This is a genomic window from Saccharibacillus sp. WB 17 (genome assembly GCF_008634075.2).
GTDB classification, from domain to species: domain Bacteria; phylum Bacillota; class Bacilli; order Paenibacillales; family Paenibacillaceae; genus Saccharibacillus; species Saccharibacillus brassicae.
The window spans coordinates 213,884-237,166 of record NZ_VPFK02000024.1; the positions used below are offsets into that span (position 1 = coordinate 213,884).

The following is a 23,283-nucleotide window of genomic DNA, read 5'->3' on the forward strand; positions in this document are numbered from 1 at the left end:
CCTGTCTGTATGTAAGCGTACCGCAAAAAAAGATCGGACTCGCCGCTTTTTATATTCAAATGGTAAAAATGCCGCTTTTTATGCGAATGCTCCAACTCTGTTGATGTGAAAAGCACGCCAAAAGACCCGCGCTCGGACAAAGCACGGGTCTGCTTGTGTTGGACAATATTCCGATTCGATCCAAGCCGCGCTCACACGCTCGCTCACTGCGCCAACTGCTCCGCCAGTCCGCCCGAGACGTTCGGGGACAGACGGATCGTGATCCTTTTGTCCAGCGGCGTCATGAGGTTGACCGAGACGACGGTGCAGCCGCTCGGCAGGTTCGCGTCGCGGACCGACTTCGACAGATGCGACAGTTCGCCGCCTTCCAGCTCGATCCAGTCTCCGCCGCATTCGTAGCGTAGGGTTCCACCGCTCCACAACCAGCGGTCGGGACCCGCTTCGAGCCGCTCGCCGGAGACGAGTTCGCCTTCGCCGCCGAACACGAAAGACAGCTGCGTCATGACGTCCTGCGGCTCGTCGGCCGACAGGTGCAGCGTCCAGACGCTTCCTTCTTCCGCAGACCGGGCCTCGACCCCGACGCGGAACGCCTGCTCGTGCGTCAGTTCCCGGGCATGGTGCGGCAGCAGATACCACGGGCTGATCTTGGAGCCCGCCGAAGCCGGCAACTGCTCGCCGCGAACCGGGCCGTAGTAGCCTTTTCTCTGCTCGGCGGACAGGCGATAGCCGCCGCCTTCCGCAAGAGCCATCTCCTGCATCGGCACATAGCCCGGCGAGAAGTAGGAAGAGAGCTGCACCGCCAGCAGCCGCGCCGCGCCGTGGCGCAGCGCGAAGAACGACGGCGTCTCGGTCATAAGCGTGACGCTGGTGCCGCCGTCGCGGATCCGGGCGACCGGCGCGCCGAAGTCCGTATGCAGCCGGCTGTGGAAGATCCGGCCGTGATGGCCGGCTCCCTCCATCTCCCGCAAATAGCCGCCGCGCAAAAATTCGCCGTTCAGCACTTTCTCGTAGCGCGTCGGCACGATGGCGGCCGCGTCGCCTTCCGCGGCGCCGAACGGCCCGCGCAGTTCCGGCTCCAGCAGCATCCGGACAAGCACGTTGACGGACGCGACGCCGGGACCGTCGAGCGCGGCTCCCGCAAGCTCGGCCATGCCTGCGAGCAGCGGATCGCGATCTTCCAGCGCCAGCATCGCATACGGCAAATAATACGGCGACAGATCGTGGAAATGGCCGAGATCCTGCCGGCCCGAATAATCCGTCACGATCTCGCCCGACGGATGGACCAGATACACCATCATGCGCAGATTGAGCCGCACCGGCTCCAGCAGTTCCGGCCGGCCCAGCAGCCGCGCCGCGTAGATCAGCATGATATCGCTGACCGCGCTGTAGATGCCGTTGCTGCGCTCTGTCCATTCGCCGTCCGGCGTAATGTCCATGCCTTCGGCCAGCCATTCGTCGGCCCGGCGGACCGCGTCTTCGCTGCCCAGCAGACGGTGCAGCCAGCCAAGCGCCGCGCACAGCACCCACCGGTGGTTGGGCGTATGGCAGCCGCCGGTTACGAGCGCCGGCAGCGCGCGTTCCAGAAACCGCTTCATGCTGTCCAGTACGGGCTGAAGCGGAGCCCACTGCGCCTGTTCCAGCAGTTCGTACAGCTGCGAATAGCCGACGACGACAAAAGCCGTATCCGGCGGGGAATGGTAATTCGTCCATCCCGGCGAGATCGAGCCGTCGTCATGCTGCGCGCGCAGCACGAATTCCGCTGCCAGCCGCAGCCGCTGAAGCAGCGCTTCGTTGCGGTAGTAAGCCGAATCCGGGCTCACCAGCGCCGTGCCCCAGTTGCACATCTCGCTCGGCGTGCCGGACGTATGATTCACCCAGGCGATGCCCGTGCCCGGATCGACGGTGCCGCCGTAATACCGGCTTTCCGGTTCCATGACCTGCCTCGACAGGCTGCTTTCGATACTTTCGTCGTTTTTGACGACCAGTCGTTCATAAAGGATAAGCTCGTCCTCCCCCGTATTTCCGTATGGCTGCGGTTCCGTCAGCGCCCGGCCTGCGCCGCCCGCTTCGCCAACTTGTCCGTCAGCAGCCGGTGGCCGGCTTCGATCTCTTCCGGCAGGCATGCCGCTTTCAGTTCGTATACTTTCACTGCGGCGCGTTCGATCATCGGCAGATACGCGTCGTAGAAGTTCGGATCGCCGCTGTGCACATACGGACACCAATGATCGGACAATCCGATCGTCTCGTGGATATGGACGCCGACGATATGATCCATCAGCCCGTCCATCTCGCCCACGCTGTCGTACAGACCGAGCCGGTCCATCATGATCGCATGGCCCGTATCGTACCAGATGCCGACCGGCGCTCCCCGAAGCGCTTCGATGACCGTCTTCGCTTCCGCGAGCGTCGGCATCTGGTTCGGACGCGAACGCGTCTCGATCCCGAAACGGACGTTCAGCCCTTTGGAAGCGGCGAGATTGCACGCTTCGTCGAGACTTGCGACGATCCGCTGCAGATAGCCGCCCGCGGCGCTTTCCCGGCGTTCGAGGAACACGGCCCAGGCGGCGCGGTACGCTTGCGATTCCCGGCCGGCCTCGTGGTACAGCTTCTCCAGTCGCTTGACGTCGGCAGGGTCGATCGGCACTTCGCCGGGATGCACGACGACCGCTTCGCCGCCGTAACGGTGTGCGTACTCCGCCGATTCGACGAGCAGCGATACCGCTTTGAGCCGGCGAGCTTCGTCGTCAAAGCCGAGCAGCACCGAATCGGTGCCGTAATCGGGGTCCGGCGTATGCGGGAACGTATTGTGCACGCTGGACACGCCGATCTCCCCGCGTTCGATCATCGGTTCAATCTCTTCGAGCATCTCCCGCGTCACGTTATAATTCAGTTCCACCCGGCGGAAGCCGAGCGCGGCGATCTCTTCGAGCATCGCCCGTCCGCCCGGCTGGCGGCGAATATTCCAGCAGGTCGAGAACGAATACGGCCCTTTGTCGCCGAATGGACTGCCTTTGGTGTCCCCTCGGCTTGCTCCATGATCGTTCATAACGCTTCCCTCCTTGCGCTTATCCCGTTTCGGCTCGGAATCAGCCTTTGACCGCTCCGAGCATCACGCCGCTGACAAAATACTTTTGCAGCCACGGATAGACGCACAGGATCGGAACGGTGGCGAAGACGACGGTGGCCGCTTTGAGCGCTTCCGGCGTCAAGGCGGTGCGATTGGCGCCTTCCATCTGCGTCAGCTCGGTTACCATATTGTTCTGCACCATCTGGAACAGCTTGAGCTGCAGCGGATAGATTTGCGGATCGGTGATGTACATGAGCGCGTCCTGGAACCCGTTCCAGCGGCCGACCGCGTAGAACAGGGCGAGCGTCGCCATGACCGGCATCGACAGCGGCAGCACGATTTTGAGCAGCGTGTGCATGTACGAACTGCCGTCGATTTCCGCGGATTCTTCCAGGCTCGGCGGAATGTTTTTGAAGAACGTAATGAGGATGATCAGGTTGAACGGACTGACGAGTCCCGGCAGGATAAGCGCCCAGACGGAATTGAGCATGTGCAGGTCGCGGATCAGCAGGTACTCGGGAATGATGCCGCCGCTGAAGAACATCGTGATGACGATCAGGTACATGAAAAATTTGCGCCCTTTGAGATTGCCTTTCGTCAGCGGATACGCCGCGGCGATCGTGAACAGCATGCACAGCAGCGTCGTCGCGAGCGTCAGCAGGATGGTGAAGCCGAGCGAAGTGAGCATCGATTGGTCGGAAAAGACCTGCGTATAGGCGCTCCAGTTAAACTCGACAGGCAGCAGCGTCACCTCGCCCGACGTGATCGCCCGGTTGGAGCTGAGCGAGACCGCGATCATATGCACAAAAGGCAGCAGGCAGAAGAGGACGAACAACGATACGAACGTGATATTGACGATATCGAAAATCCGGTTGGAAGTGCGTGAGCTCATCTCGGAGTCTCTCCTTTCCCTCGTTCGGAAGTGGGTTCCGCCGCGCAGGCGGCGGATACAGGCTGTGTAAGGGACGACGGACCGGCTTTACATGATGCCGTCTCCGGTCACTTTTTTGGAAATGTAATTGGAACCCAGGATGAACACGAGCCCGACTATAGCCTGGAACAGACCGACGACGGTCGCGAGCGTGTACTGTCCCGATTCGAGGCCGATGCGGTAGACGAACGTGCTCAGCACGTCCGAATATTCGCGCACGGCCGTGTTGCCGATAATGTACGGACGGTCAAAGCCGATGCTGACCATTTTGCCGAGATTCAGAATCAGCAGCGTGACGATGGTCGGCTTGATGCTCGGCAGCGTGATATGCCAAATTTTCTTCATCCGCGACGCCCCGTCGACGTCCGCAGCTTCGAACAGCTCCTTGTTGACGCCGGTCAGCGCAGCCAGATACAGAATCGTGCCCCAACCCGCGCTTTGCCAGACGCCCGTGAACAGATACGTGATCAGCCACGAATTTTTGTCCGTCAGGAAAGGAAGCGGATCCATGCCGATGCCCTGAAGTATCGCGTTCACCATGCCCGACTGGGTGCCGAACAGCTGATACACGATCCCGCCGATAATGACCCACGAGATAAAATGCGGGATATACAGGAGGGTCTGCGAGATTTTTTTGAACCAGGCGTTCCGGATCTCGTACAGCATGATCGCCAGAATGATCGGCGCCGGGAACGAGACGAGCAGATCAAGAAAATTGAGCATAAACGTGTTGCGCAGCGTAATGTAGAAATCGTTCATTGCGAATACTTCGCGGAACGCTTCCAAACCGATCCATTCACTTCCGTTGATCCCCTGGAACAAGTTAAAATCTTTGAACGCAATCTGCACACCGTACATCGGACCATAGCGGAAAATGAGGAAGTAGATCAGCGGCAGCGAGAGAAGCGCGTACAGCTGCCAATAGCGTTTGATGTAAGACTTTCTTTTGCCGAAATCGCCCGATTTAGTCGCTTGATTCGCTTTGGTTAACGTCAAGTGGGTCTCCTCCTCGCGGACAGATCGGGATGAGGCGCCCGCACGGGGCGGACGCCGTATCCTGTCTGCAAAATGAAACCGGGGCTAAGCCGTACGTCGTTCACGCTTTTCGCCCCGGTCTGTCGCTTGCGCCTGCTGCTTATTTCTTCTCCTGCATCGCTTGTTCCAATTCTTCTTTGAGCGCGGTACCGCCGATATTCATGTAATCTTTCATTTCGCGTTCGTACACCGCTTCGAATTGATCCGGTTTCGCCATGGCGGACTGCACGATTACGATTTTGAGCTTGTCGTTCAGCGCCGTACCGTATTTCGATTCCGCTTCGATCGGACGATCGAACACGATCGGGCCGACCGTATCGGTGTTCGCGATATCGATCGATTGTCTCATCAGCTCCTGATTGTTTTTCGGGAAGCCGGCAATCCATGCTTTTTCGTTCATTTCCTGATCGCCGATCACTTTGCCGTTGGCCATGATCGCCATGTCGCCGCCGTTGTAGACGCGATCTTTCGTTTCCTGCGGCGCATCTTCCTTGACGACCGGAATGCCGTCCACGAGATCGTAGTTTTCGCCTTCCACGCCTGTCGACATCGTGAGCAGATTGTTCTCGGACGTCATCCAATCCAGGTACTTGACGGCTTCGACCGAACGTTTGCTGCTTTGGGGAATCATGATGTACATGCCGTTCGGACCGTAGCGCGATTTGATATGCTTGCCGTCCGCGTTGGCGTTCGTGTAAGCGTCAAGCGCCACGACTTTGCTGTCCGGCACGTTTTTGGTCAGGTTGTCCAGCATGCCGTCCGCGTACAGGATCTGCCCCACGTCTTCCGACATGTAGCCGACGTTGCCGTTCTGGAAGTCTTTGACGAGCTGTTCTTTCTCTTCGTCGAGACTGAAGTCGGGGCTGATCAGCCCTTCGTTGTACAGTTTGTTCAGGAACTGCATCGAATCTTTGAAGCCTTCGTGCAGCGGCAGCTCGTAGCGCTGGCTGTATGTCAGGTCGCCTTCGACCGGCTTGATGAAGGAATAGATGAGCGTTTCGTATTGAGCCGGCGCGAGCGCCATGCCCATCGGGATATTTTTGGAGCCGAGACCGGCCGGATCTTTTTCTTTAAACGCTTTCAACGTTTCGTACAGCTCGTCTGTCGTCGTCGGCGCTTTCATGCCGACCTTGTCCAGCCAGTCCTGGCGGATGTACGAGTTGTAACGGGCCGTGATCGCTCTTTTGCCCGGAATCGCGAACTGTTTGCCTTCGAGCTGGCCGAACTTCAACGTCTCGTCGCCCAGATACTTTTGCAGGTTCGGTCCGTGTTCCTTGATCAACTCGCCCACGTCGGTCAACCCGCCCTGCTGCGCATATCGGTAGAATACGCTGGAATCGTAGACGAACACGATATCCGGCACGTCGCTGGCGCTGGCCATGAGCACGTTCAGCTTGGTCGTTTCTTCGGAACGCTGGACAGGAACGAATTCCACGTCGATGTTGTTCGGATCGCCGAATTCTTTTTGTACGTACTGCGTCAGCCAGTTGTTCGTGATCGTGTACGGAGACGGGCTGTTGCCGCGGTCGAACACTTCCACTTTCAACGTGACCCGTTCGCCGTTCGCGCCGGCTGCCGCTCCTTCATTGGTAGAAGCGTCTCCGCCTCCGCAGCCGGAGAGCAGCCCGACCCCCATTACGGTAGCGATTGCGGCTCCCATTGCTTTTTTAATGACCCCTCTGCGTGCTTTGCCTGTCATGTTCCCATCTCCTTTTTCTGTGGTGTGACGGTACCGCCGGATCTTCCGTGACGTCGAGCGCTCTGTTCTGTCGAACGCGCTCTCCTATAGAAAAAAGGCGGTAGTTCAGACAATTTTTCTGTAGCGTTGGTAGACCTTGACGAGCATGTCGGAAACTGTCGGACGCTCGTTTCGGAGTGACCTCAGTATTCCATATCGCAGTTAGAACTGGCAATAAACCTCTTTCGGATTGGAAAAGGACGCCAAAAACCGCCTTTCGGTTTATCCGACCTTCTTTTTTCGTCAAAAAGACTGTTTTCGTATAAAAAAGTGCCAAGAAATCGCTTACAAAACCTAAAAAACCCCGATTTATAAACCATTTTCGTGCAACCTCCCCGATTCGTACACGTCTTTTACAGTCGAAAAACGACTTCAAACCTTCCTAATCCAAGTTATTCTCCGCAAAAAAAGCCGCAGACGTCCGGGTCCTTCCCGAAAACGGGAAAGTCCGTGCGCCTGCGGCTGAGGTTCGGGTCTTCTTCGTGCACGATCGGCCTCATTCGGCCAAGCGGACGAATGCCGCCGCGGGCAAGCCCGGGCGGCGAATACGCCGGTTGTTAATTCTCGACCGGCGGCAGATTGCGCTTCTGCCTGCGGTAATCGCCCGGCGTGATGCCGGAGATCCGCTTGAACACGCGGCCGAACGTAATGGCGTTGGCGTATCCGACCTTGAGGGCAATATCCTGCAGCGGGCATTCCGACTCCAGCAGCAGCCGCTCGGCTTCCTTCATGCGCAGCTCCGTGACAAAGTCGACGAATTTCATGCCGAATTCCGTTTTGAACAAATAACTCGCGTACTTGCCCGACACCTGGAACCGGTCGCTCAGATGCTTCAGGGACAGATCCGGATTGGCAAAATGTTCTTCGATATAGGCTTTCATCTCGCTGACCATTGCGCGGTAGCTTTTCGTTTCGCTGGCCGAAATGTACAAGCGGAACAAATCCGTCAAATAATCGGACAGCAGGCCGCCGACTTCGTCCAGCGTGTCCGCTTCCAGCAGACGCTGCTCGAACACTACCGTCTGTTCTTCGGACAGCGCCTCCTGCAGCGAATCGGACATGACGGCGACTTCGCGGCGAAGCATTTGGAGCAGCGCCCGAATCAGCGAGCGGATCGCTTCGTCCTGGACGAAATCGCGCTCGAATTCCTCGAACAGCCGTTCCAGCTGATCTCTCCACTGCCCGTTCGACATCCGGAACTGCTTGACCAGCTCGGCAATCGTCTGCAGGTATTTGTATGTCTCCAGCAGCCGCGGCGACGATTCTTCCGCGCCGGCCAGCACGATATCGCCGCTCATGAGCAGCTTGTGCCGCATGACCGACTCCGCGGCTTCGAACGAAGCGCGGATCTGTTCCGGACCCTGCACCACCGGACCGATGCCGCACCGCAGCGACAGACGAAGATGGCTCGTCACCCATGTCTGATAGCTCTCGGCCAGGCTGCGCAGCGCTTCCGCCGTCTCGGGGCCTTCTTCCTCGACGAGGAAGACGACGGCGAGGCGGTCGCCCCCGGTCCATTCCGCCCAGGCGCGCAGGCCGGACCCGCGCACAAGCTCCTGGAACACGTTCATCAGCGCGAACTTGAGCGCATTTTGATCGCCGCGCGTGTACCGGTCGCGGAACACGCTCTCGTATTTCTCGATTTCGTGCACGACGACGGCAAAAAGGGACGATTCGGAGACGCCTTCAAGCGGCGACAGCGCCGTCAGGCGTTCGACTGCCTGTTCGGTGCGTTCGCTGCGCAGCAGTTCGGTGAACAGCCGGCTGCGCTGAAGCAGCTGGTTCTCCCGGCTCTTCTGTTCGTAATCCTGCGTATGATGGATCAGGCTCTCCAGCACGCCGTCGATCATCTTCAGCTCGTCGGTCCGGGCTTCGCCCTGATCCATCGTGCGAATCTGGTGCGCTTCGATCCGGTTCATGATGACCTGCACCGGCTTGTAATTGCGGCGCGTGATATAGATCAGGTACACGATCGCGCACAGGACCGTCCCGACCGCGATCGCCACCCACAGGTAAGAGATGACCGAGACCCAGCCGAACAGGCTTCCGGCCTTGATGCCGCTCAGGAACGTCCAGTTCAGGCGATCCAGCTTGAGCTCGTTGAGCGCCCGGCCTTCGCCCGGAGGTTCCGAATGCGCCTGATAGATCCCTGCTCCGCCGGGCCCCGTAATGTTCAGGAACGACAGCTTCTCGTTCACCCGGGTGTCGACGAGCCGCTCGATCGCGCTCATCTTCACGTTGATGACCAGCGTCCCTTCCGACCCGAACGGCAGCGGCATGTCTTTGTTGATCGTCAGCACCCGCACCGGATTGCGCGCGGAAAGGTCGGGCTTGTATTCCCGCAGCGGCTGCCAGCCCGGCGCAAGCTTGTCCGAGTCGATCCTGGCCAGCCAGTCCGCATCGAAAAATCCGTCCGTGCCGGTCCGCCCGCTCTGGGTCAGCACGCTGTCGTTTCTACGGTCGTACAGATACACCGATTCGAGATAAGGCGAACCGTCGGTCAGATTGCGCAGGCTGCGCGCGATCGTGTACACATCCGTCGTGTCGCCGATCTCGGCACCGCCGAAATAAGCTTTGTACGCCGACGTGCTCTCCACCGTATCCAGCACCGACATTTCGGTCTCGCGCACCGCGCGGTCCACCTCGTCCACCAGATAGCGGGAAGCCGCCCGGTCGGCTTTTTGCGTTTCCTGCCTTGAAATATCGTTGACGAAGACAAACGAAGTGAAAATCAGGATCGTGACGGTCAGCAGAAAAATCGGAAAATAAGACAGCAGCAGCCGTCGATACCAGGTTCGCGACAATGGGTGACTCCCTCCTCGCTGTTCGCCGGGCAGTCGGCCGCGTTACCGCGCGCCTCTGCCTGGCATGATGGATAAAGCTTGGCAGACCGGGAACGCAGGCGATCGAAGCGATCGATTGAAGCGCCCGCTTCCACGATTTCCCGCAATTATAGCACAAGAACCGGGCCGGCCGCGGATCGGGCTTAGCTGCGGTGCAGCGCTTCGCCCAGCAGCACGATCGCCAGTGCCTGGCCGTAGGCCATCGGCGCAGTGACGATGCGCGCGTAATCGCCGCGCAGCTTGCCGATCGGCGTGCCGGCCGAGACGCCTTCGACGACGCCGGCCGCATCGATCCGCTCCAGCACCGCGGACACGGTCCGCATGGCCGGTTCGGCATATTGTTCCGGCAGCAGGCCGCGCCGCACGCCGAGCAGCAGACCGGCCGCGATCGCCGCGGAGCCGGACGTCTCGGTGTAGCTGTCCGGTTCGTCCAGCAGTGTCGGCCACAGGCCGCCCGGCTGCTGAAGGCTCAGCAGCGCATCGCTCTGGGAACGAAACGTCTGCGTCAAAAAGAGCAGCACGCCTTCGTCCAGATACGGACGCATCAGGTCGATATATTCCGGCAGGCCCAGCGTGAACCAACCGTTGCCCCGGCACCAGAACGCTTCGCTGAAGTTATGCCGGCCGGTAAAGTGCCAACCGTGGTAGAACAGCCCCGTTTTGCGGTCGTACAAATATTTGATATGTAACAGCAGTTGGTGCAGCGAAGCCTGCCGCCAATCTTCGCGGTCATGCTTGATGCCCATCTTCGCCGTGAACAGAATCGCCATAAACAGCGTATCGATCCAGATCTCGTTCTCGTTCAGCGTCAATTCCGACGACGTGCTGCCGGTCGTCACGTGCTGATAGCCGTTCTCTTCCGTACGCGGCAGACCGCTTGCGAGCCATTCCGCCCACTCCAGGCTCAGCTCCTCCGCTTCTTCCAGCTCCATGAGCGACAGCAGCGGAGCCGTCGTATTGATGTTGCGGCTCGGCAGCCCCTGCTCGAAGCGCGCCGCCATCCACGGCCGCGCATACTCCGCGAAGCGCTCGTCGCCGAAGTAGGCACCGATCTTCGCCAGGCCGTACAGACCGACGCCCTGCGGCCAATCCCATTCGTCCATGCCGAAATCGCGGGCAAAATAACCTCTGCGCTCCGCCTCGCCTTCAAGCGCCCGAAGTTCCTGCTCGTTGCCCGGACGCTGCAAATGCATCAGTTGATCCGTTACCCGTTCCAATGCCCCGATCAGCGTCTCCCTGCTTGCGTGCTCCACGATCCCGTTGTTGTTCATGCCGTTCCTCCATTCGTTTGCTGGCCGATCTTCGCCCGAACGGCCGCTGCGGCAGCGGCCGGGAACCGGCTCGACGATCTTCTGTCCGCTTATCGCGTCTCCGCCTTATTATAGGCCAGCCCGTAACCCTTTTCAATCAAATTTGAAGCGCTTACAGGCCGTGGCATATTCAGCGCTGTATGACGTTGAACCGAATAGGCCAAAAAAAGACGCCGCTTTTTCCCCAAAAGGAAAAAACGGCGCCCGCCTGAAAACTGAGAATGCCGAGAACCGGACTCGAACCGGTACGGGACTGCTCCCGGCAGATTTTAAGTCTGCTGTGTCTGCCATTCCACCACCCCGGCTTAGGTCGCCAAATATTGCCGACTTCAAAGATCATAGCACGGCCTTATTTGCCGTGTCAATGATAACCGACTCGCCAATTCGGCGAGCCGAATCCCGGTCTGCCCGACCCCGGCGATCGACAGCCGAAAGCCCCGTTCCGGAGAGGAACGGGGCTTGGAGTAGGATCGGCTTGGTTCAGGCCGATTGAAATCTGTCGAATGTATTAAATCTTGAACCGGTTGACGTTCTGGTACAGCTGCTCCGCCGTCTCCGACAGCGAAGAGGAAGACGAAGCGATCTCTTCCATGGAAGCGAGCTGCTCCTGCGTCGCGGCCGAGACTTCGGTCATGCCCGACGAAGCTTCGCCGGCAATCGTCGAACTCTGCTGTACGTAATGCAAAATTTCCGTCGTGCTGGCCGACATCTGTTCGGCGCCCGCCGACACTTCTTCGATATCGCTCGCGACCTGGCCGACCGCTTCGAGAATGTTCTCGAACGCGCTGCCCGCCGCCGACACCAGCTCGATGCCTTTGTACACTTCGCGGTCGTTGGACTCGGCCGCCGTGATCGCGCTGTGCGTATCGGACTGGATCAGCGACACCAGTTCCGTAATACGCTTCGCCGATTCCGAAGACTGCTCGGCCAGCTTGCGCACTTCGTCCGCGACGACGGCGAAGCCGCGGCCGGCTTCCCCGGCGCGGGCCGCTTCGATAGCGGCGTTCAGCGCCAGCAGGTTCGTCTGCGACGAAATGGCCGTAATATCGTTCGTGATCGTGCCGATCTCTTCCGAACGCGTACCCAGTTCCTTGACGACGCCGCTCATCGACGCGACCGAATCGCGAATCGAATCCATCTGGACGATCGCTTCGCGGATCGCTTCGTTACCGCTCTGCGATTTGTTCGACGCTTCGGCCGCGGATTCGGACACCGTCTGGGCCCGCGTCGCGATCTGGTCGGCGCCGATCGACATCTCCTGCATCGCCTGCGCGGACGTCTCGGCGATATCGACCTGGCGGATCGTGCCGGCAGCCGTCTCCTGCACCGTGGCGGCGATTTGCTCCGACGCCAGCTTGTTCTGTTCGGCGCTTGCCGTCAATTCCTCGGAAGAGGCGGCGACCAGCTCCGAAGAAGCGGCGACCGACTCGATCAGTTCGCGCAGGCTCAGCGTCATGACGTTGAAGGACTCCGCCAACCCGCCGATCTCGTCGCGGCCGCGAACCCGGATCGCTTCGCCGGTCAGATCGCCGGCGGCGATACGTTCCGCGGCTTTCTGCACGCGCTTGAGCGGAATCGCGATCATCCGGCCGAGCAGAACGGCAATCAGCACCGCCAGCACGATAGCGGTTGCGCTCAGCCCGATCACGAGCGCCGTGGCAAAGCCGGCTTTGTCGACCGCTTCGTCGGACTTGAGGCTCGCTTCGCGGTTATCCAGCTCGATCAGCTGCATGATGCTGCTGTTCGCCGTATTCCATGTCTCGTATGCTTGACGATGCAGTTCGCGCGCGCTCTCCGCCTGGTTGTTTTGCGCAGCCTGAATAAGCGGAGGCAGCTCGGCGATAAAAGCATCATAGTTTTGCGAAAACTGATCGTACAGCTGCTGTTCTTCTTCGGTACGGATCAGCTGCTGGTACTGCACGCGTTCCTGTTCGATTTTGGCCGTCAAAGCCGTGTAGCTCTCCTGAATCGAAGCGAACTGGCTCGACCGGTTTTCGACGATCATGTTCAGTACGAGGCGTTCGACGTCCGAGACGTCTCCGTTCATCGTGCCCAGCAGCGTCACGCTCGGCATCCACTTCGTGTTGACTTCCTTGGCCTGTCTGCCCATGCCGTCGAGATTGCTGAGCGACACAAGGCTGATCAGGACGAGCAGCAGGATGACGCCCAAAAACCCGCTTAACAGTTTGGTCTGAATCGAAATCTTCATTTTCTTGTTCTCTCCTGTCTCTGGTTGCTTCAAACTTATTTATCGACAAAAATTGCAAATTTTTTAGAAAAAAATTATCTGCATTTCATTTGACCTTAGTCGGGGCTTATCTCTTTAAGGATCTTTGTTGTGAATTTTTCACCTTTTTACTATTAAATGTAGAGAATAAAGACTTGGGAATTTTTATGCGAAAAAGGGTTGGCAGCGGCGACGGCCTGTGCTACTATAACCTCAATAAAGAAAGGAGGTGCGTTCACATCTGTAACGACATGCTGAACGTGTCCCTTACCCGAATCGGTGCAGCTCTCTAAAGAGAGATTGTCCGATGGCGCGGGATACGGAAGTTAAGCAAATAGCGCCACGGGTAGAAAGGCCGTCCTCCGGGACGGCCTTTTGTCATGTCTGCCTGCATCATCATAAGTCCCTGCTATTTCTTCGCCGCTACCGTCGGCAGCCGCTTGTTCTTGGGCATCTCGCGTCTGCGGAACGGCGACGGACGGCAGGCCAGTATCCGCTCCTGCAGAAACGTCCGGCGTTCTCCGCTGGTCAGGCAGGTCGAATAGACCCGTCCGCCGCGTATGCCGTGAACTTCGATTCTGCGCTGCGACAGATGGCCGTTCTTGTCCATATATACGATCTCGACGACTTCTCCCACATATTTCACCGGCATATGATTCCCTCCCAATAAGAACATTTGTTCGTTACCTTGATTATATGCGAACATAAGTTCCTTTTCAAGCGAACAATCGCCTTTTCCGCACAAAAAAACCGCCGAATTTCGTTCGGCGGCTGCAGGCGGATCGGGGTTCGAATCGTGGGTTCGATCAGGTCATTCCTATGAAGACATCACTTGTGCAGATGGAAAGGCACCGTCGTCACGATGACGTCTTTGTGGTTCAGCAGGTACGTGCGCATCATCAGGCTGGTCTGGTTATGCAGCACCGCTTCCCACCAATGCTTCGTAATGAACTGCGGAATAAGCACGGTGATGTTGTCGTGTTCGCCTTTTTTCCATTCGACCGTCTCGATGAACTTGCGCAGCGGACGCATGATGCTGCGATAGCGGGATTTGAGCACGATCAGGCGGACGCCGGGGTCCCACTCGGCCCACTTTTCTTCCATTTTGCGGATCGACTCGTCGTCGAAGCCGATATAGACGGCCACCACGCTGTCGGACAGCGTCTTGGCGTAGCTGACCGTATTGCGCACGACCTGCGTAATGCCCGATACCGGGATGATGACCGTGTTGCCTTTGATACACGGCTTGTCGACCGCAAGATCGATACGCAGCTGATCGGCCGTATTCGCGTAATGGCGGTAGATCTTGGCGAACAGGTAGACGACGATCGGCAGGAACACGAAGATGACCCAGACCTGCGCGAATTTGGTGAAAATAAAGATCAGCGTAATCGACAGCGTCGTCAGCATCCCGACCGTGTTGATGACAAGCTTGCCCTGCCAGCCTTTGGGCTTGTGCTTGATCCAGCGGATCATCATGCCGAGCTGCGACAGCGTGAACGGAATGAACACGCCTACGGCGTAGAGCGGGATCAGGCTTTCCGTATTGCCTTTGAACGCCACGACGAGCACGGCGGACATGATGCTCAGGAAAATGATGCCGTTCGAGAATCCGAGGCGGTCGCCGCGCACCATGAACATATGCGGCAGGTATTTGTCTTTGGCCAGCATGAACGCCAGCAGCGGAAACGCGGAGTACGCCGTATTGGCCGCCAGGAACAGGATCAGCGCGGTGACGCCCTGAATAACGAAGTACATCCAGTTCCGTCCGAATGTCGCTTCCGCGATCTGGGAGATGACCGTCGCTTTCTCGTCCGGACGGATGCCGTACCAGTAGGCGAGCAGCGTGATGCCGGTGAACATCGCGCCGAGGATCAATCCCATCATCACGAGCGTCGCCGCCGCGTTTTTGGGAGCCGGATCGCGGAAGTTCGGAATGGCGTTCGAGACGGCTTCGACGCCGGTCAGCGCCGAACAGCCGGAACTGAACGCTTTGAGCAGCAGGAACAAGCTGACGTTCGAGACGGCCGCTTCCATCTGCGGCGCGGCTGCCGGCGCTCCGCCGGTCAGGTAATTGATCGTGCCGATCACGATCAGCAGGAAGATCGAGACGACGAACGCATAGATCGGAATCGCGAGCACCGAAGCGGATTCCGTGACGCCGCGCAGATTCATAAGCGTCAGGAACACGATCATCGCCAGCGCGATCAGGACGCGTTCGTCGTGCAGGATCGGGAACGCCGACGTGATGGCGTCCGTTCCCGCCGAGGAGCTGACGGCCACGGTCAGGATGTAATCGACGAGCAGCGAGCCTCCGGCGATCAGGCTGGAGAACTTGCCGATGTTGTCTTTGGCGACGACGTACGCGCCGCCCCCTGCCGGATAGGCGAAAATCGTCTGACGGTAAGACACGATCAGGATGGCCAGCAGAGCCAATACCGCAAGCGCGATAGGCAGCGAGAACCATAAAGCGGCGGCTCCCGCCAGGATGAGGACGAGCAGAATTTGTTCGGTGCCGTACGCGACGGACGACAGCGCGTCCGACGAGAGGATGGCGAGCGCTTTGAGCTTACCGAGTCTTTCGCCCTCAAGTTCGTTCGATTTCATCGGTCTGCCGATCAGAAATCTTTTGATTTTGCCTGTCATGTCGGTTAACTTCCTTTTTCGATTGATGGATTGGTCGAGATCCGAAGTGCGAAAAAGCATGTTCCGCGAATCTACCGCTTTACTTTAAGGATTTCGCCGCCAATTAGCAATCTCCGATTGAGGCCGTTTTCATTCGTTTTCGTTCCTTTTTTCACGTTTTCAAGAGTGGGTATCCCCAACGCGAAGCGCAGCGCGTGCGATCTCGTTCGCAAGGCGTAAATGCTTCTTTTGTGAACGTCGGACGATCTCGTTTTACGAAATGATTCATTTGGGCGGGGAACGTGTATCCTTTTTAAGAGAAAGATATCCAAAAGATCTCCAGAAAGGGTGACTGTGATGACCAGAGACCGAGAAGCCGACGTAAACGATAAAGGGCCGGGCCCGGACGATATTCCCGATGTCGACCCGCGCTACGAAGAGACCGATCCGGGTTCGTTCGACCAAGTGACCCGCGACAATCTCAAAGGCGAAGACAGCCTGATCGACGATCCGGAAGATTCCGAAGAACTCGACAAGTAGCCATTGAACGCAGCCGATAAATTTGTGCACGCGAAACAGCCTCTTTTCCGGTATAATGAAGCTCCGACTACCGGTTAAGGAGGCTTCTTCGTGTGAGCAAAAAGAATTCCCGCAACAAAAAGGGCAAAGCGCCGTCGGTGATCACGGTCGTCCTCGCCGTCCTGCTGATCCTGTTCGCCCCGCAGCTGTACAAAATCGTCGGTCCCCTGCTCGATCTGGACCTCGATATCGGGAGCGGCGGCAGCGGCGAGACGATTCGCCTCGAATTTCCCGTCGACCGCTATCCCGCTACGGCCGCGCATATCCGGGACGCGATCGCAAGCGGCGAATCCCGCGTCTGCACGATCGACCGTGACGGCGCCGAGGAGAACCGCGACGATTCGCTGCGCGGCATCCCGACCAAAAAAGGCTTCGATCGCGACGAATGGCCGATGGCGATGTGCGAAGAAGGCGGCACGGGCGCGGATATCGAATACGTCGAACCGTCCGACAACCGGGGAGCCGGTTCCTGGGTCGGCCACGCGCTGGACGATTACCCGGACGGCACGCAGGTCGAGTTCATTCTCAACTGATCGGAGGAACTGTCTGTGAACGGACCGCAATCGACCGGATCGACGGAAAACAAATACGTCCAGCAGCATCTGGCCAACGAACGCACGTATCTGGCCTGGGTGCGGACGTGCATCGCCGTGGCGGGCCTCGGCTTTCTGGCCGCCGGGCTGACCTTCAATTCGACTTACGGGGAAAAAGCCCATTTGTTCGCGGTCGCGGCCGGCGTCGGTTCGCTGCTGTTCGCGTTCTCGCTGCTGCTGTCCGCGACGCTCGATTACCAGCGCAAACGCCGGGACATTAACGAAGGCGTGTTCCGCTCTTCGCGCCTGATCGTCAATTTGACATTGGGATTCATGCTCGTGCTGTTCGTCCTCTTGTTCGTGCTGGCCGGATTTCTGCTGTTCGGCTGAACCGGGGGCGCAGACGCGCCGAATCTCTTGACGCTGTCCCTCTCTTGTTCCCATAATATACGAGACGGTATTAAATAGAACGAACGCGAAGGCAGAACCGGACGGAAGGAGGCAAAGACATGCTTGGAAAAAGCTTGTGCTTGGGCGCAAAAGCGGCGATTGCGCTGCTGTGCCTGCTGTTCGTGCTGCTGCCGGAAGTCCGGCTGCCGGGAACGGCGGGCAGCGTGCCGGAATCGGAGCTTCGGCACGCGGGCTACCATCAGCAGCATCCGTATGCGCCGCCTGCCGCCCAGCCTTCGACGCCGGCGCCCGACAGCGCGGCCCTGCCGCTGTTTCCGCGGCTTCCGGCGGCGCCTCTCGCGCTCGCTCCGCGCAGCCCGCACGCGGATTCGCGCATTCCGATCCTGCGCAAGCACCGCATGCTGAGGCCGCTCAAGTTCAGGGGTTCGTTCCTGCCTTTTCCCCGGATTCCGAACGCCATCGAATCCGCTTCGAAAGGAGGAAATCCAAATGTCCAAAGGAACTTTGCAGCGTACGGAAGAACATCACAAGCAGGAAGGCCTGCTTATGATTCGCGAACTGCGCACGATTCTGCTGTTCACGCTCGGCTCGGTAGCCGTCGTCGTCGGCCTGTCGTTTTTCCTGTAATCGACGCTGCGGCCGTTCAGGCCGCATGAAGCCGTCAATCGCCAAGCCCTCGTTCGCGAGGGCTTTTTGGCGTCGTTTAAAGGATATGGACAAAAAAAGAGCCCCGATGCCGAAGCACCGGGGCTAAAGTCTATGTTACAGAGGGGTTGTACCGTTAATATACCGACCCAAGCTTAAACGTACCTGATAGCAACCTGAAAATCGGATTAAAATTTGCTTGCTCTCTTTTTTTCAAAAAATGGGTTGACTCTTTATTTTATTTCATATACTATAATTAAGAAAGTTAAACTACAAAAGATATTTCAGGAGGAAACCATCCATGTCCCACGTTCTCTTCATTAAAGCAAACAACCGTCCGGCCGACCAATCGGCCACTGTCAAGCTGTACGAAAGCTTCGTACAAAGCTACAGAGCCGCTCACCCGGATGATATCATTACCGAATTGAACCTGTTCGAAGCGGATCTTCCTTACTACGATAACGATATGATGAGCGGATTGTTCAAAGCGGCCCAAGGCATGGAAGCGACTCCGGAAGAACAGCGTTTGGCCGGCCTGGCCAACACGTACCTGGATCAATTCCTCGGCGCGGACAAAGTCATGTTCGCTTTCCCGCTCTGGAACTTCACGATTCCGGCTCAACTGCTGACTTACCTGTTCTACCTGAACCAAGCGGGCAAGACGTTCAAATACACCGCTGAAGGTCCTGTAGGTCTCGTAACGGACAAGAAAGTCGCTCTGCTGCAAGCCCGTGGCGGCGTGTACTCCGTAGAACCGATGAGCGGCATGGAAATGTCCCTCAACTACGTGAAGAACACCCTCGGCTTCTGGGGCATCCGCAATCCGGAAGTGGTCGTTCTCGAAGGACACAACCAATTCCCGGACCGCGCCGCTTCGATCATCGAAGAAGGCGTCAAGCAAGCGGCCGACCTGGCTGCCAAATTCTAAGATCGTTCCACTTCGGTCAAAAGCTCCGCTTCGGCGGGGCTTTTTTTGTATGCTCGAAAAAGGGATAACCACAAAAAAAAAGCTTCATCCCGAGGATGAAGCTTTCGCTCTATTCTATGCGATCAACATTAAGTTTGTCTATTCTTCGTGGCCGGGAACTTCCGTACTTGAAATGTCTTCAATCTCAAGCTGCTTCAACTCTCCCCATCTTCCGATCGTCAACTTACCGCCATTCAAGTCAAGCTCCGTAATCTGTCCCACAAACAGCTCGTCCGAACTGTGTACCCGAATCACGACAAAATAGCCGTTCGTAAAAATGCGCTGAAGATGTGCCTGTACCTTCATGACTTGCTGTTCTTCCAATTCCATATGGAGTCTCCTTTGTAAGGACCCACTAACGGACAGTCCGAACCGATGGAAAAGCACGGCTATCAATTGTACCCCTTTTGCAGTCTCTTTACTTTAACATATTTAGGCTGTGAAAAGCAAACTTTTCGACCGCCGTTCGTTTCGTCTTCCGTGAAACGGGTATATTAATAAGTTGTATATAAAGAGGTACCCTAGAGATAACCGGGAGGAGACGGTAAAATGGCAAGAAGCATGCGCAGACGCAGCGGCAGGCGTTCGGGAAACAATGACGGCAAATGGGCTTTTGTCGAAATACTGGTCGAAGTGCTGCTTGCTTTTCCGCGGCTGATCTTCTTGCTGTTCCGGGCTCTGCTGAGCTTTTTGAATTAACGGGGCCGGGACCGATCCCGTGTCCGCGCGCCGAAAAACCCGCACTCCGCCGGGAGTGCAGGTGTGTTCGCGAACGGAGTCGGCCGCTCCGCTTCAGGAACGCTTCGTATCCAGGCTGCGAACTTCGAACGGAATCAGCGTCTGTTCCAGCTGCGCACGATGCGCTTCGTATTGGGCGGGCAGCATCAGCTTCGTGCCCATCGTCTCCGGCGTCTCGTCATGCGCGAAGCCCGGAGGGTCGGTCGCGATCTCGAACAGGATCTCGCCATGCTCGCGGAAATAGACGGCGTTGAAGTAGTTGCGGTCCTGCACCGGCGTCACGCCGTATCCGTGATCCGCGACGTAATTCTGCCAGGCCAACTGGTCGGCGTCGTCTTCGGCCCGCCACGCAATATGATGCACCGTACCGACGCCCATCGTGCCCCGCGCGACAGGCGTCATTTTCAAGTCGATCAGATTGCCGATATCCGCCGTCGAGCGGTATCGGGCCAGGTCGCCGTCGGTGCCGACGTACGTAAGCCCCAGCACTTTTTCCAGCAGCTCGGCGGTCCTATCCGGCTGGGCCGACAGCAACGTCGCGCCGCCGAAGCCTTTGATCGCCGTCTCCGGCGTCACGTCCCCGAACGTCCACGTGTTGGCTTCCCCGTCCGCCCGCTCCACCAGCTCCAGATGCAGGCCGTGCGGGTCGTCGAATTCGAGATAACGCTCGCCGAAGCGGCTCAGCTCCGTGACCGGCACGTCGAACTTGGCCAGGCGTTCCTGCCAGAATCCGATCGAGCCGACCGGGATAACGAACGATGTGATGCCGACCTGCCCCGCTCCCACTTTGCCCCGATACGCATTGGCCCACGGGAAAAACGTCATGATCGTACCCGGCTTGCCGCCCTCGCTGCCAAAGTAGAAATGATACGTCTCCGGATCGTCGAAGTTGACTGTCTGCTTCACCAACCGCAGCCCCAGCACACCTGCGTAGAAATCGATATTTTCCTGAGGATGGCCGACGATAGCCGTGATATGGTGGATCCCTGCCGTTTGTTTATTCATCTGAATCCCTCCGAATGTTTTATTTTAAGAATCTTTATTTAAAAGTTTTATGTTGCCCTTATAATATCTTGGATTAAAGATAATGTCAAGCGAAAGCGGTATGGAAAAAAGCTCGCTCGCGCGACAGCACGGGCAAGCTACGTTTTTTTACCAAAATCCGTGTTTGGTTCCTCCGGTCCCGTCCCTGCGCCGCCCGCTTCCGCTCAGCTGTGCAGTGCCGTATCCGCGCCGACGCGTGCTCCCGACGCAATCTGGGCCGACGTCCAGTGGATATCCGGCTCCGCCCAGAACGGATCGTCCGGCGCAAGTCCCAGCGGCAGAAACGCGGTCGAACACAGATACAGGCTGCCTGCGCTGATATACCCTTCCGCAAGCTCCGGCTGATGTCCGTACACGCCGGGCGTCAGCCAGCCTTCCGTATCGAACGTGCCGGGCGCGTCCAGACTGCGCCGAATAACGGCGGTGAGCGCGCAGCGCACTTGGGCCGGAGCCAAATTGTCTTCCAGAAAATGCTGCAGCGCAGCCTGTGCCAAATGCTGGAACGCCCCGCATCGATACGCGAGCGAACGCCCGATATACGGATACGTGCCGTCCGGCGCGATCATCCGCTCCAGTACGGACGCATAACGCGATGCCCGGGACCGGATCGTCTTCTCCATTTTGGCATAATCGGGCGAAAGATGCCGGAACCTCCCTACCAGATCGACCAGCATGGGCTGGATCACGAAGCTGTTGTAATAATCCCAGCGAAACTCCGGTCCGTCTCCGTACAGTCCGTCGCCCTGATACCAGTCCATATGCAGATGCAGCGCCAGATCGATCCGCATGCGGTCGTAGTCCGCGTCGCCGAGCAGATGCAGCGCCGCTTCCACCATCGCGCTGAACAGCAGCCAGTTCGTTTTGGGCGGAACGGTCCGCCGCGTGCGGCGAAGCTCCGCGATCAGCCTCGTCTTGACCTTTTCCGGCAGCTGCCCCGCAAGCGCGCGCGGCGCCCGTACAAGCGCATGGGCGAGAAAAGCGGCATCGACCAGCGGCTGGCCTTCGTCCGAGAAGTTCATGTAATCCGGCGAGTCCGGATCGGTCGCGGCGGCGATGCCCCGGAGTACCGAGTCCTGGCAGCGCGCCCTCAAGTGCTCCTCCTCGCCTTCGAGCCCTTCAAGCTCCAGCCACGGCGCCATGCCGCAGATGAGCCGCGCGAACGCTTCCAGGCACGCATAGCGGGCGCGTTCGGGATGGAAGTGTGTCGGCAGGCGCTGTTTGAGCTCGCCCTGATCCAACGCGTCCAGAACCGGATCGCCGATCGCAAGCAGCGTATCGACCCAGGCTTTGCGCGTCCCGTCCGATTTTACCATAGATGCCGATCCTGCCCCGACAGCCGCAGCACGCCTTCAACGAAGAAATAATCGCCGTAGATGATCGGAACTTCGCGCTCTTCGCTGAAGTACGCCACTGTCCCGCCTCCGAGGATACCGTCCTCGCCCGGCGCCCAGTTGGCGAATTTTTGCTCCGAAGCCCGCAGCATGCGAATCGCGGCCTCGACGTACAGCCGGCGTTCGTGCTCGTCCACCGCCTCGGCAAGCTCCAGCAGGCCGCAGGCCGCGCAGGCCGCCGCCGTCGTATCGTGTACGACCGGCTCCGCCGGCGCGCGGAAATCGGCCAGCGGCACGTAATCGGTCATGGCGGCATTGGCGATAAAATAGTGCGCGATCCGCTTCGCGGCGTCCAAATATTCGCTTTTGCGCGTATGCCTGTGGCTCAACGCCATGCCGTACAGCGCCCAGGCCTGCCCGCGGCTCCACGACGAACCTTCGGCAAAGCCCTGACCGCCCGGCTTGTCCAATACGGTGCCGTCGCCTGGATCGAGGATCACGATATGGTTCGCAGAACCGTCCGCCCGCAGCGTCGTGCGCAGCACCGTGTCGACATGAGCGATCGCGATGTCCCGGTATCTCGGGTCCTGCGTCTCTTCGCTCGCCCAATACAGCAGCGGCACGTTCATCAGGCAGTCGACGATCATCCAGCCCGCGCGGTTGTTGCCCGGCTCGTCGTTCCACGCGCGCAGAAACCGTCCCGCCGGATTGTAGCGTCCCGCGAGCACGCTGGCCGCCTGCAGTCCCCGGCTCCGGGAACGGGCGCTGCCGGTCAGCCGGTAGTTGGCGACCGCCGTGTGCAGCCACATAAAGCCTACGTCGTGGTGCAGTCCGTCGAAGCCGAGCAGCGCCTCGTCGAGCCGCTCCTCCACTTCCTCCGCCGCCGAGCGATAATCCGCTTCCCTTGTCGCCTCGTGCATCTGCCACAGCATGCCCGGCCAGAAACCGTTCGTCCACCAGTAGATGTCCCGAACGCCCCAGTCTTCGTAACGTCCGTTCGCCGGAATATACGGGATGCCTCCGCCGATCCGGGCGCATTCCGCCGACATTTTCACCTTCAATTTGTCCAGCGTCGAGTCCAGCCAGTCCCGGTGTTCGCCGATTGCCGCGTGCTTGTCGTTGGATGATTGCATAGCGTTATCCTCCACTCCTTCACCAAAAGTTGGCGGGCTGCGCCGCATGCCGGCGTGTCCCGTCCGCTTCTTTACTATAAAATTTTGCATGGCGGCAAAGCGATAGCCTATAATGAGCAAAAACTG

General features: G+C 58.5%; 20 protein-coding genes and 1 tRNA gene. 6 read left to right on the forward strand and 15 right to left on the reverse strand.

Annotation, left to right across the window (positions count from 1 at the left end):
- Positions 1-203: 203 nt before the first annotated feature.
- The 11 genes from FTE24_RS13645 to FTE24_RS13690 all read right to left on the reverse strand — a co-directional run bounded on the left by FTE24_RS13645 (position 204) and on the right by FTE24_RS13690 (position 15,797).
- On the reverse strand, positions 204-1,934 hold the full coding sequence (locus FTE24_RS13645) for a hypothetical protein (protein ID WP_237401760.1): 1,731 nt from the start codon (positions 1,932-1,934) through the stop codon (positions 204-206).
- A gap of 107 nt (positions 1,935-2,041) precedes the next feature.
- A complete protein-coding gene (locus FTE24_RS13650; RefSeq protein WP_150230186.1) occupies positions 2,042-3,046 on the reverse strand; it encodes a sugar phosphate isomerase/epimerase family protein in 1,005 nt (334 codons plus the stop codon).
- 40 nt (positions 3,047-3,086) lie between these two features.
- Positions 3,087-3,959, reverse strand: coding sequence for a carbohydrate ABC transporter permease (locus FTE24_RS13655; RefSeq protein ID WP_150230189.1), 873 nt, complete (start codon positions 3,957-3,959; stop codon positions 3,087-3,089).
- Positions 3,960-4,046: 87 nt separating this feature from the next.
- Positions 4,047-4,994: an ABC transporter permease gene (locus tag FTE24_RS13660; RefSeq protein ID WP_415663129.1), complete on the reverse strand. Its 948-nt coding sequence runs from the start codon at positions 4,992-4,994 to the stop codon at positions 4,047-4,049.
- Positions 4,995-5,133: 139 nt separating this feature from the next.
- Positions 5,134-6,732, reverse strand: coding sequence for an extracellular solute-binding protein (locus tag FTE24_RS13665; protein ID WP_150230193.1), 1,599 nt, complete (start codon positions 6,730-6,732; stop codon positions 5,134-5,136).
- 596 nt (positions 6,733-7,328) lie between these two features.
- Positions 7,329-9,575, reverse strand: a complete 2,247-nt coding sequence (locus FTE24_RS13670) for a helix-turn-helix domain-containing protein (RefSeq protein ID WP_150230196.1) — start codon at positions 9,573-9,575, stop codon at positions 7,329-7,331.
- A 182-nt stretch (positions 9,576-9,757) separates the two neighbouring features.
- Entirely contained in the window at positions 9,758-10,885 is a 1,128-nt protein-coding gene (locus FTE24_RS13675) for a glycoside hydrolase family 88/105 protein (RefSeq protein WP_150230199.1), read from the reverse strand.
- A 261-nt stretch (positions 10,886-11,146) separates the two neighbouring features.
- Positions 11,147-11,229 (reverse strand) — tRNA-Leu (locus FTE24_RS13680).
- Positions 11,230-11,432: 203 nt separating this feature from the next.
- Positions 11,433-13,133 carry a methyl-accepting chemotaxis protein gene (locus tag FTE24_RS13685; RefSeq protein ID WP_150230201.1) on the reverse strand — a complete coding sequence of 567 codons (1,701 nt, stop codon included), beginning with the start codon at positions 13,131-13,133 and terminating at the stop codon, positions 11,433-11,435.
- A gap of 427 nt (positions 13,134-13,560) precedes the next feature.
- Positions 13,561-13,803, reverse strand: coding sequence for a hypothetical protein (locus FTE24_RS23060; RefSeq protein WP_150230204.1), 243 nt, complete (start codon positions 13,801-13,803; stop codon positions 13,561-13,563).
- A 176-nt stretch (positions 13,804-13,979) separates the two neighbouring features.
- Complete coding sequence (locus FTE24_RS13690) at positions 13,980-15,797, reverse strand: APC family permease (protein WP_141446239.1); 1,818 nt, start codon at positions 15,795-15,797, stop codon at positions 13,980-13,982.
- Between the two features lie 336 nt (positions 15,798-16,133).
- Here FTE24_RS13690 and FTE24_RS13695 point away from each other — a divergent pair, with 336 nt between their 5' ends.
- The 5 genes from FTE24_RS13695 (at position 16,134) to FTE24_RS13715 (ending at position 18,872) form a co-directional block, all read left to right on the forward strand.
- Entirely contained in the window at positions 16,134-16,316 is a 183-nt protein-coding gene (locus tag FTE24_RS13695) for a hypothetical protein (protein ID WP_141446240.1), read from the forward strand.
- A 206-nt stretch (positions 16,317-16,522) separates the two neighbouring features.
- Positions 16,523-16,888 carry a NucA/NucB deoxyribonuclease domain-containing protein gene (locus FTE24_RS13700; RefSeq protein WP_237401762.1) on the forward strand — a complete coding sequence of 122 codons (366 nt, stop codon included), beginning with the start codon at positions 16,523-16,525 and terminating at the stop codon, positions 16,886-16,888.
- A 15-nt stretch (positions 16,889-16,903) separates the two neighbouring features.
- A complete protein-coding gene (locus FTE24_RS13705) occupies positions 16,904-17,278 on the forward strand; it encodes a DUF202 domain-containing protein (RefSeq protein ID WP_160441762.1) in 375 nt (124 codons plus the stop codon).
- Positions 17,279-17,788: 510 nt separating this feature from the next.
- Positions 17,789-17,926 carry a hypothetical protein gene (locus FTE24_RS13710; protein ID WP_160441763.1) on the forward strand — a complete coding sequence of 46 codons (138 nt, stop codon included), beginning with the start codon at positions 17,789-17,791 and terminating at the stop codon, positions 17,924-17,926.
- Positions 17,927-18,245: 319 nt separating this feature from the next.
- Positions 18,246-18,872: an FMN-dependent NADH-azoreductase gene (locus FTE24_RS13715; protein WP_150230211.1), complete on the forward strand. Its 627-nt coding sequence runs from the start codon at positions 18,246-18,248 to the stop codon at positions 18,870-18,872.
- Between the two features lie 138 nt (positions 18,873-19,010).
- On the opposite strand, the gene FTE24_RS13720 is transcribed toward FTE24_RS13715, so the two are convergent.
- On the reverse strand, positions 19,011-19,241 hold the full coding sequence (locus tag FTE24_RS13720; protein WP_141446244.1) for a hypothetical protein: 231 nt from the start codon (positions 19,239-19,241) through the stop codon (positions 19,011-19,013).
- Positions 19,242-19,460: 219 nt separating this feature from the next.
- Here FTE24_RS13720 and FTE24_RS13725 point away from each other — a divergent pair, with 219 nt between their 5' ends.
- Positions 19,461-19,610, forward strand: a complete 150-nt coding sequence (locus FTE24_RS13725) for a hypothetical protein (RefSeq protein WP_160441764.1) — start codon at positions 19,461-19,463, stop codon at positions 19,608-19,610.
- A gap of 93 nt (positions 19,611-19,703) precedes the next feature.
- Here FTE24_RS13725 and FTE24_RS13730 read toward each other — a convergent pair whose 3' ends face one another.
- The 3 genes from FTE24_RS13730 to FTE24_RS13740 all read right to left on the reverse strand — a co-directional run bounded on the left by FTE24_RS13730 (position 19,704) and on the right by FTE24_RS13740 (position 23,157).
- Complete coding sequence (locus FTE24_RS13730; RefSeq protein WP_150230214.1) at positions 19,704-20,654, reverse strand: ring-cleaving dioxygenase; 951 nt, start codon at positions 20,652-20,654, stop codon at positions 19,704-19,706.
- Between the two features lie 203 nt (positions 20,655-20,857).
- Positions 20,858-22,006, reverse strand: a complete 1,149-nt coding sequence (locus FTE24_RS13735) for a DUF2264 domain-containing protein (RefSeq protein WP_150230216.1) — start codon at positions 22,004-22,006, stop codon at positions 20,858-20,860.
- Positions 22,000-23,157: a glycoside hydrolase family 88 protein gene (locus FTE24_RS13740; protein WP_150230219.1), complete on the reverse strand. Its 1,158-nt coding sequence runs from the start codon at positions 23,155-23,157 to the stop codon at positions 22,000-22,002. The genes FTE24_RS13735 and FTE24_RS13740 overlap by 7 nt, the downstream gene beginning before the upstream one ends.
- Positions 23,158-23,283: the final 126 nt, after the last annotated feature.

What these genes read in the sequence shown, in the direction of transcription:
- FTE24_RS13645 (WP_237401760.1), bottom strand. Translation starts at nt 1,934, where the DNA reads ATGGAACCGGAAAGCCGGTATTACGGCGGCACCGTCGATCCGGGCACG.
- FTE24_RS13650 (WP_150230186.1), bottom strand. Translation starts at nt 3,046, where the DNA reads ATGAACGATCATGGAGCAAGCCGAGGGGACACCAAAGGCAGTCCATTC.
- FTE24_RS13655 (WP_150230189.1), bottom strand. Translation starts at nt 3,959, where the DNA reads ATGAGCTCACGCACTTCCAACCGGATTTTCGATATCGTCAATATCACG.
- FTE24_RS13665 (WP_150230193.1), bottom strand. Translation starts at nt 6,732, where the DNA reads ATGACAGGCAAAGCACGCAGAGGGGTCATTAAAAAAGCAATGGGAGCC.
- FTE24_RS13675 (WP_150230199.1), bottom strand. Translation starts at nt 10,885, where the DNA reads ATGAACAACAACGGGATCGTGGAGCACGCAAGCAGGGAGACGCTGATC.
- FTE24_RS13685 (WP_150230201.1), bottom strand. Translation starts at nt 13,133, where the DNA reads ATGAAGATTTCGATTCAGACCAAACTGTTAAGCGGGTTTTTGGGCGTC.
- FTE24_RS23060 (WP_150230204.1), bottom strand. Translation starts at nt 13,803, where the DNA reads ATGCCGGTGAAATATGTGGGAGAAGTCGTCGAGATCGTATATATGGAC.
- FTE24_RS13690 (WP_141446239.1), bottom strand. Translation starts at nt 15,797, where the DNA reads ATGACAGGCAAAATCAAAAGATTTCTGATCGGCAGACCGATGAAATCG.
- FTE24_RS13695 (WP_141446240.1), top strand. Translation starts at nt 16,134, where the DNA reads ATGACCAGAGACCGAGAAGCCGACGTAAACGATAAAGGGCCGGGCCCG.
- FTE24_RS13710 (WP_160441763.1), top strand. Translation starts at nt 17,789, where the DNA reads ATGTCCAAAGGAACTTTGCAGCGTACGGAAGAACATCACAAGCAGGAA.
- FTE24_RS13715 (WP_150230211.1), top strand. Translation starts at nt 18,246, where the DNA reads ATGTCCCACGTTCTCTTCATTAAAGCAAACAACCGTCCGGCCGACCAA.
- FTE24_RS13720 (WP_141446244.1), bottom strand. Translation starts at nt 19,241, where the DNA reads ATGGAATTGGAAGAACAGCAAGTCATGAAGGTACAGGCACATCTTCAG.
- FTE24_RS13725 (WP_160441764.1), top strand. Translation starts at nt 19,461, where the DNA reads ATGGCAAGAAGCATGCGCAGACGCAGCGGCAGGCGTTCGGGAAACAAT.
- FTE24_RS13730 (WP_150230214.1), bottom strand. Translation starts at nt 20,654, where the DNA reads ATGAATAAACAAACGGCAGGGATCCACCATATCACGGCTATCGTCGGC.
- FTE24_RS13735 (WP_150230216.1), bottom strand. Translation starts at nt 22,006, where the DNA reads ATGGTAAAATCGGACGGGACGCGCAAAGCCTGGGTCGATACGCTGCTT.
- FTE24_RS13740 (WP_150230219.1), bottom strand. Translation starts at nt 23,157, where the DNA reads ATGCAATCATCCAACGACAAGCACGCGGCAATCGGCGAACACCGGGAC.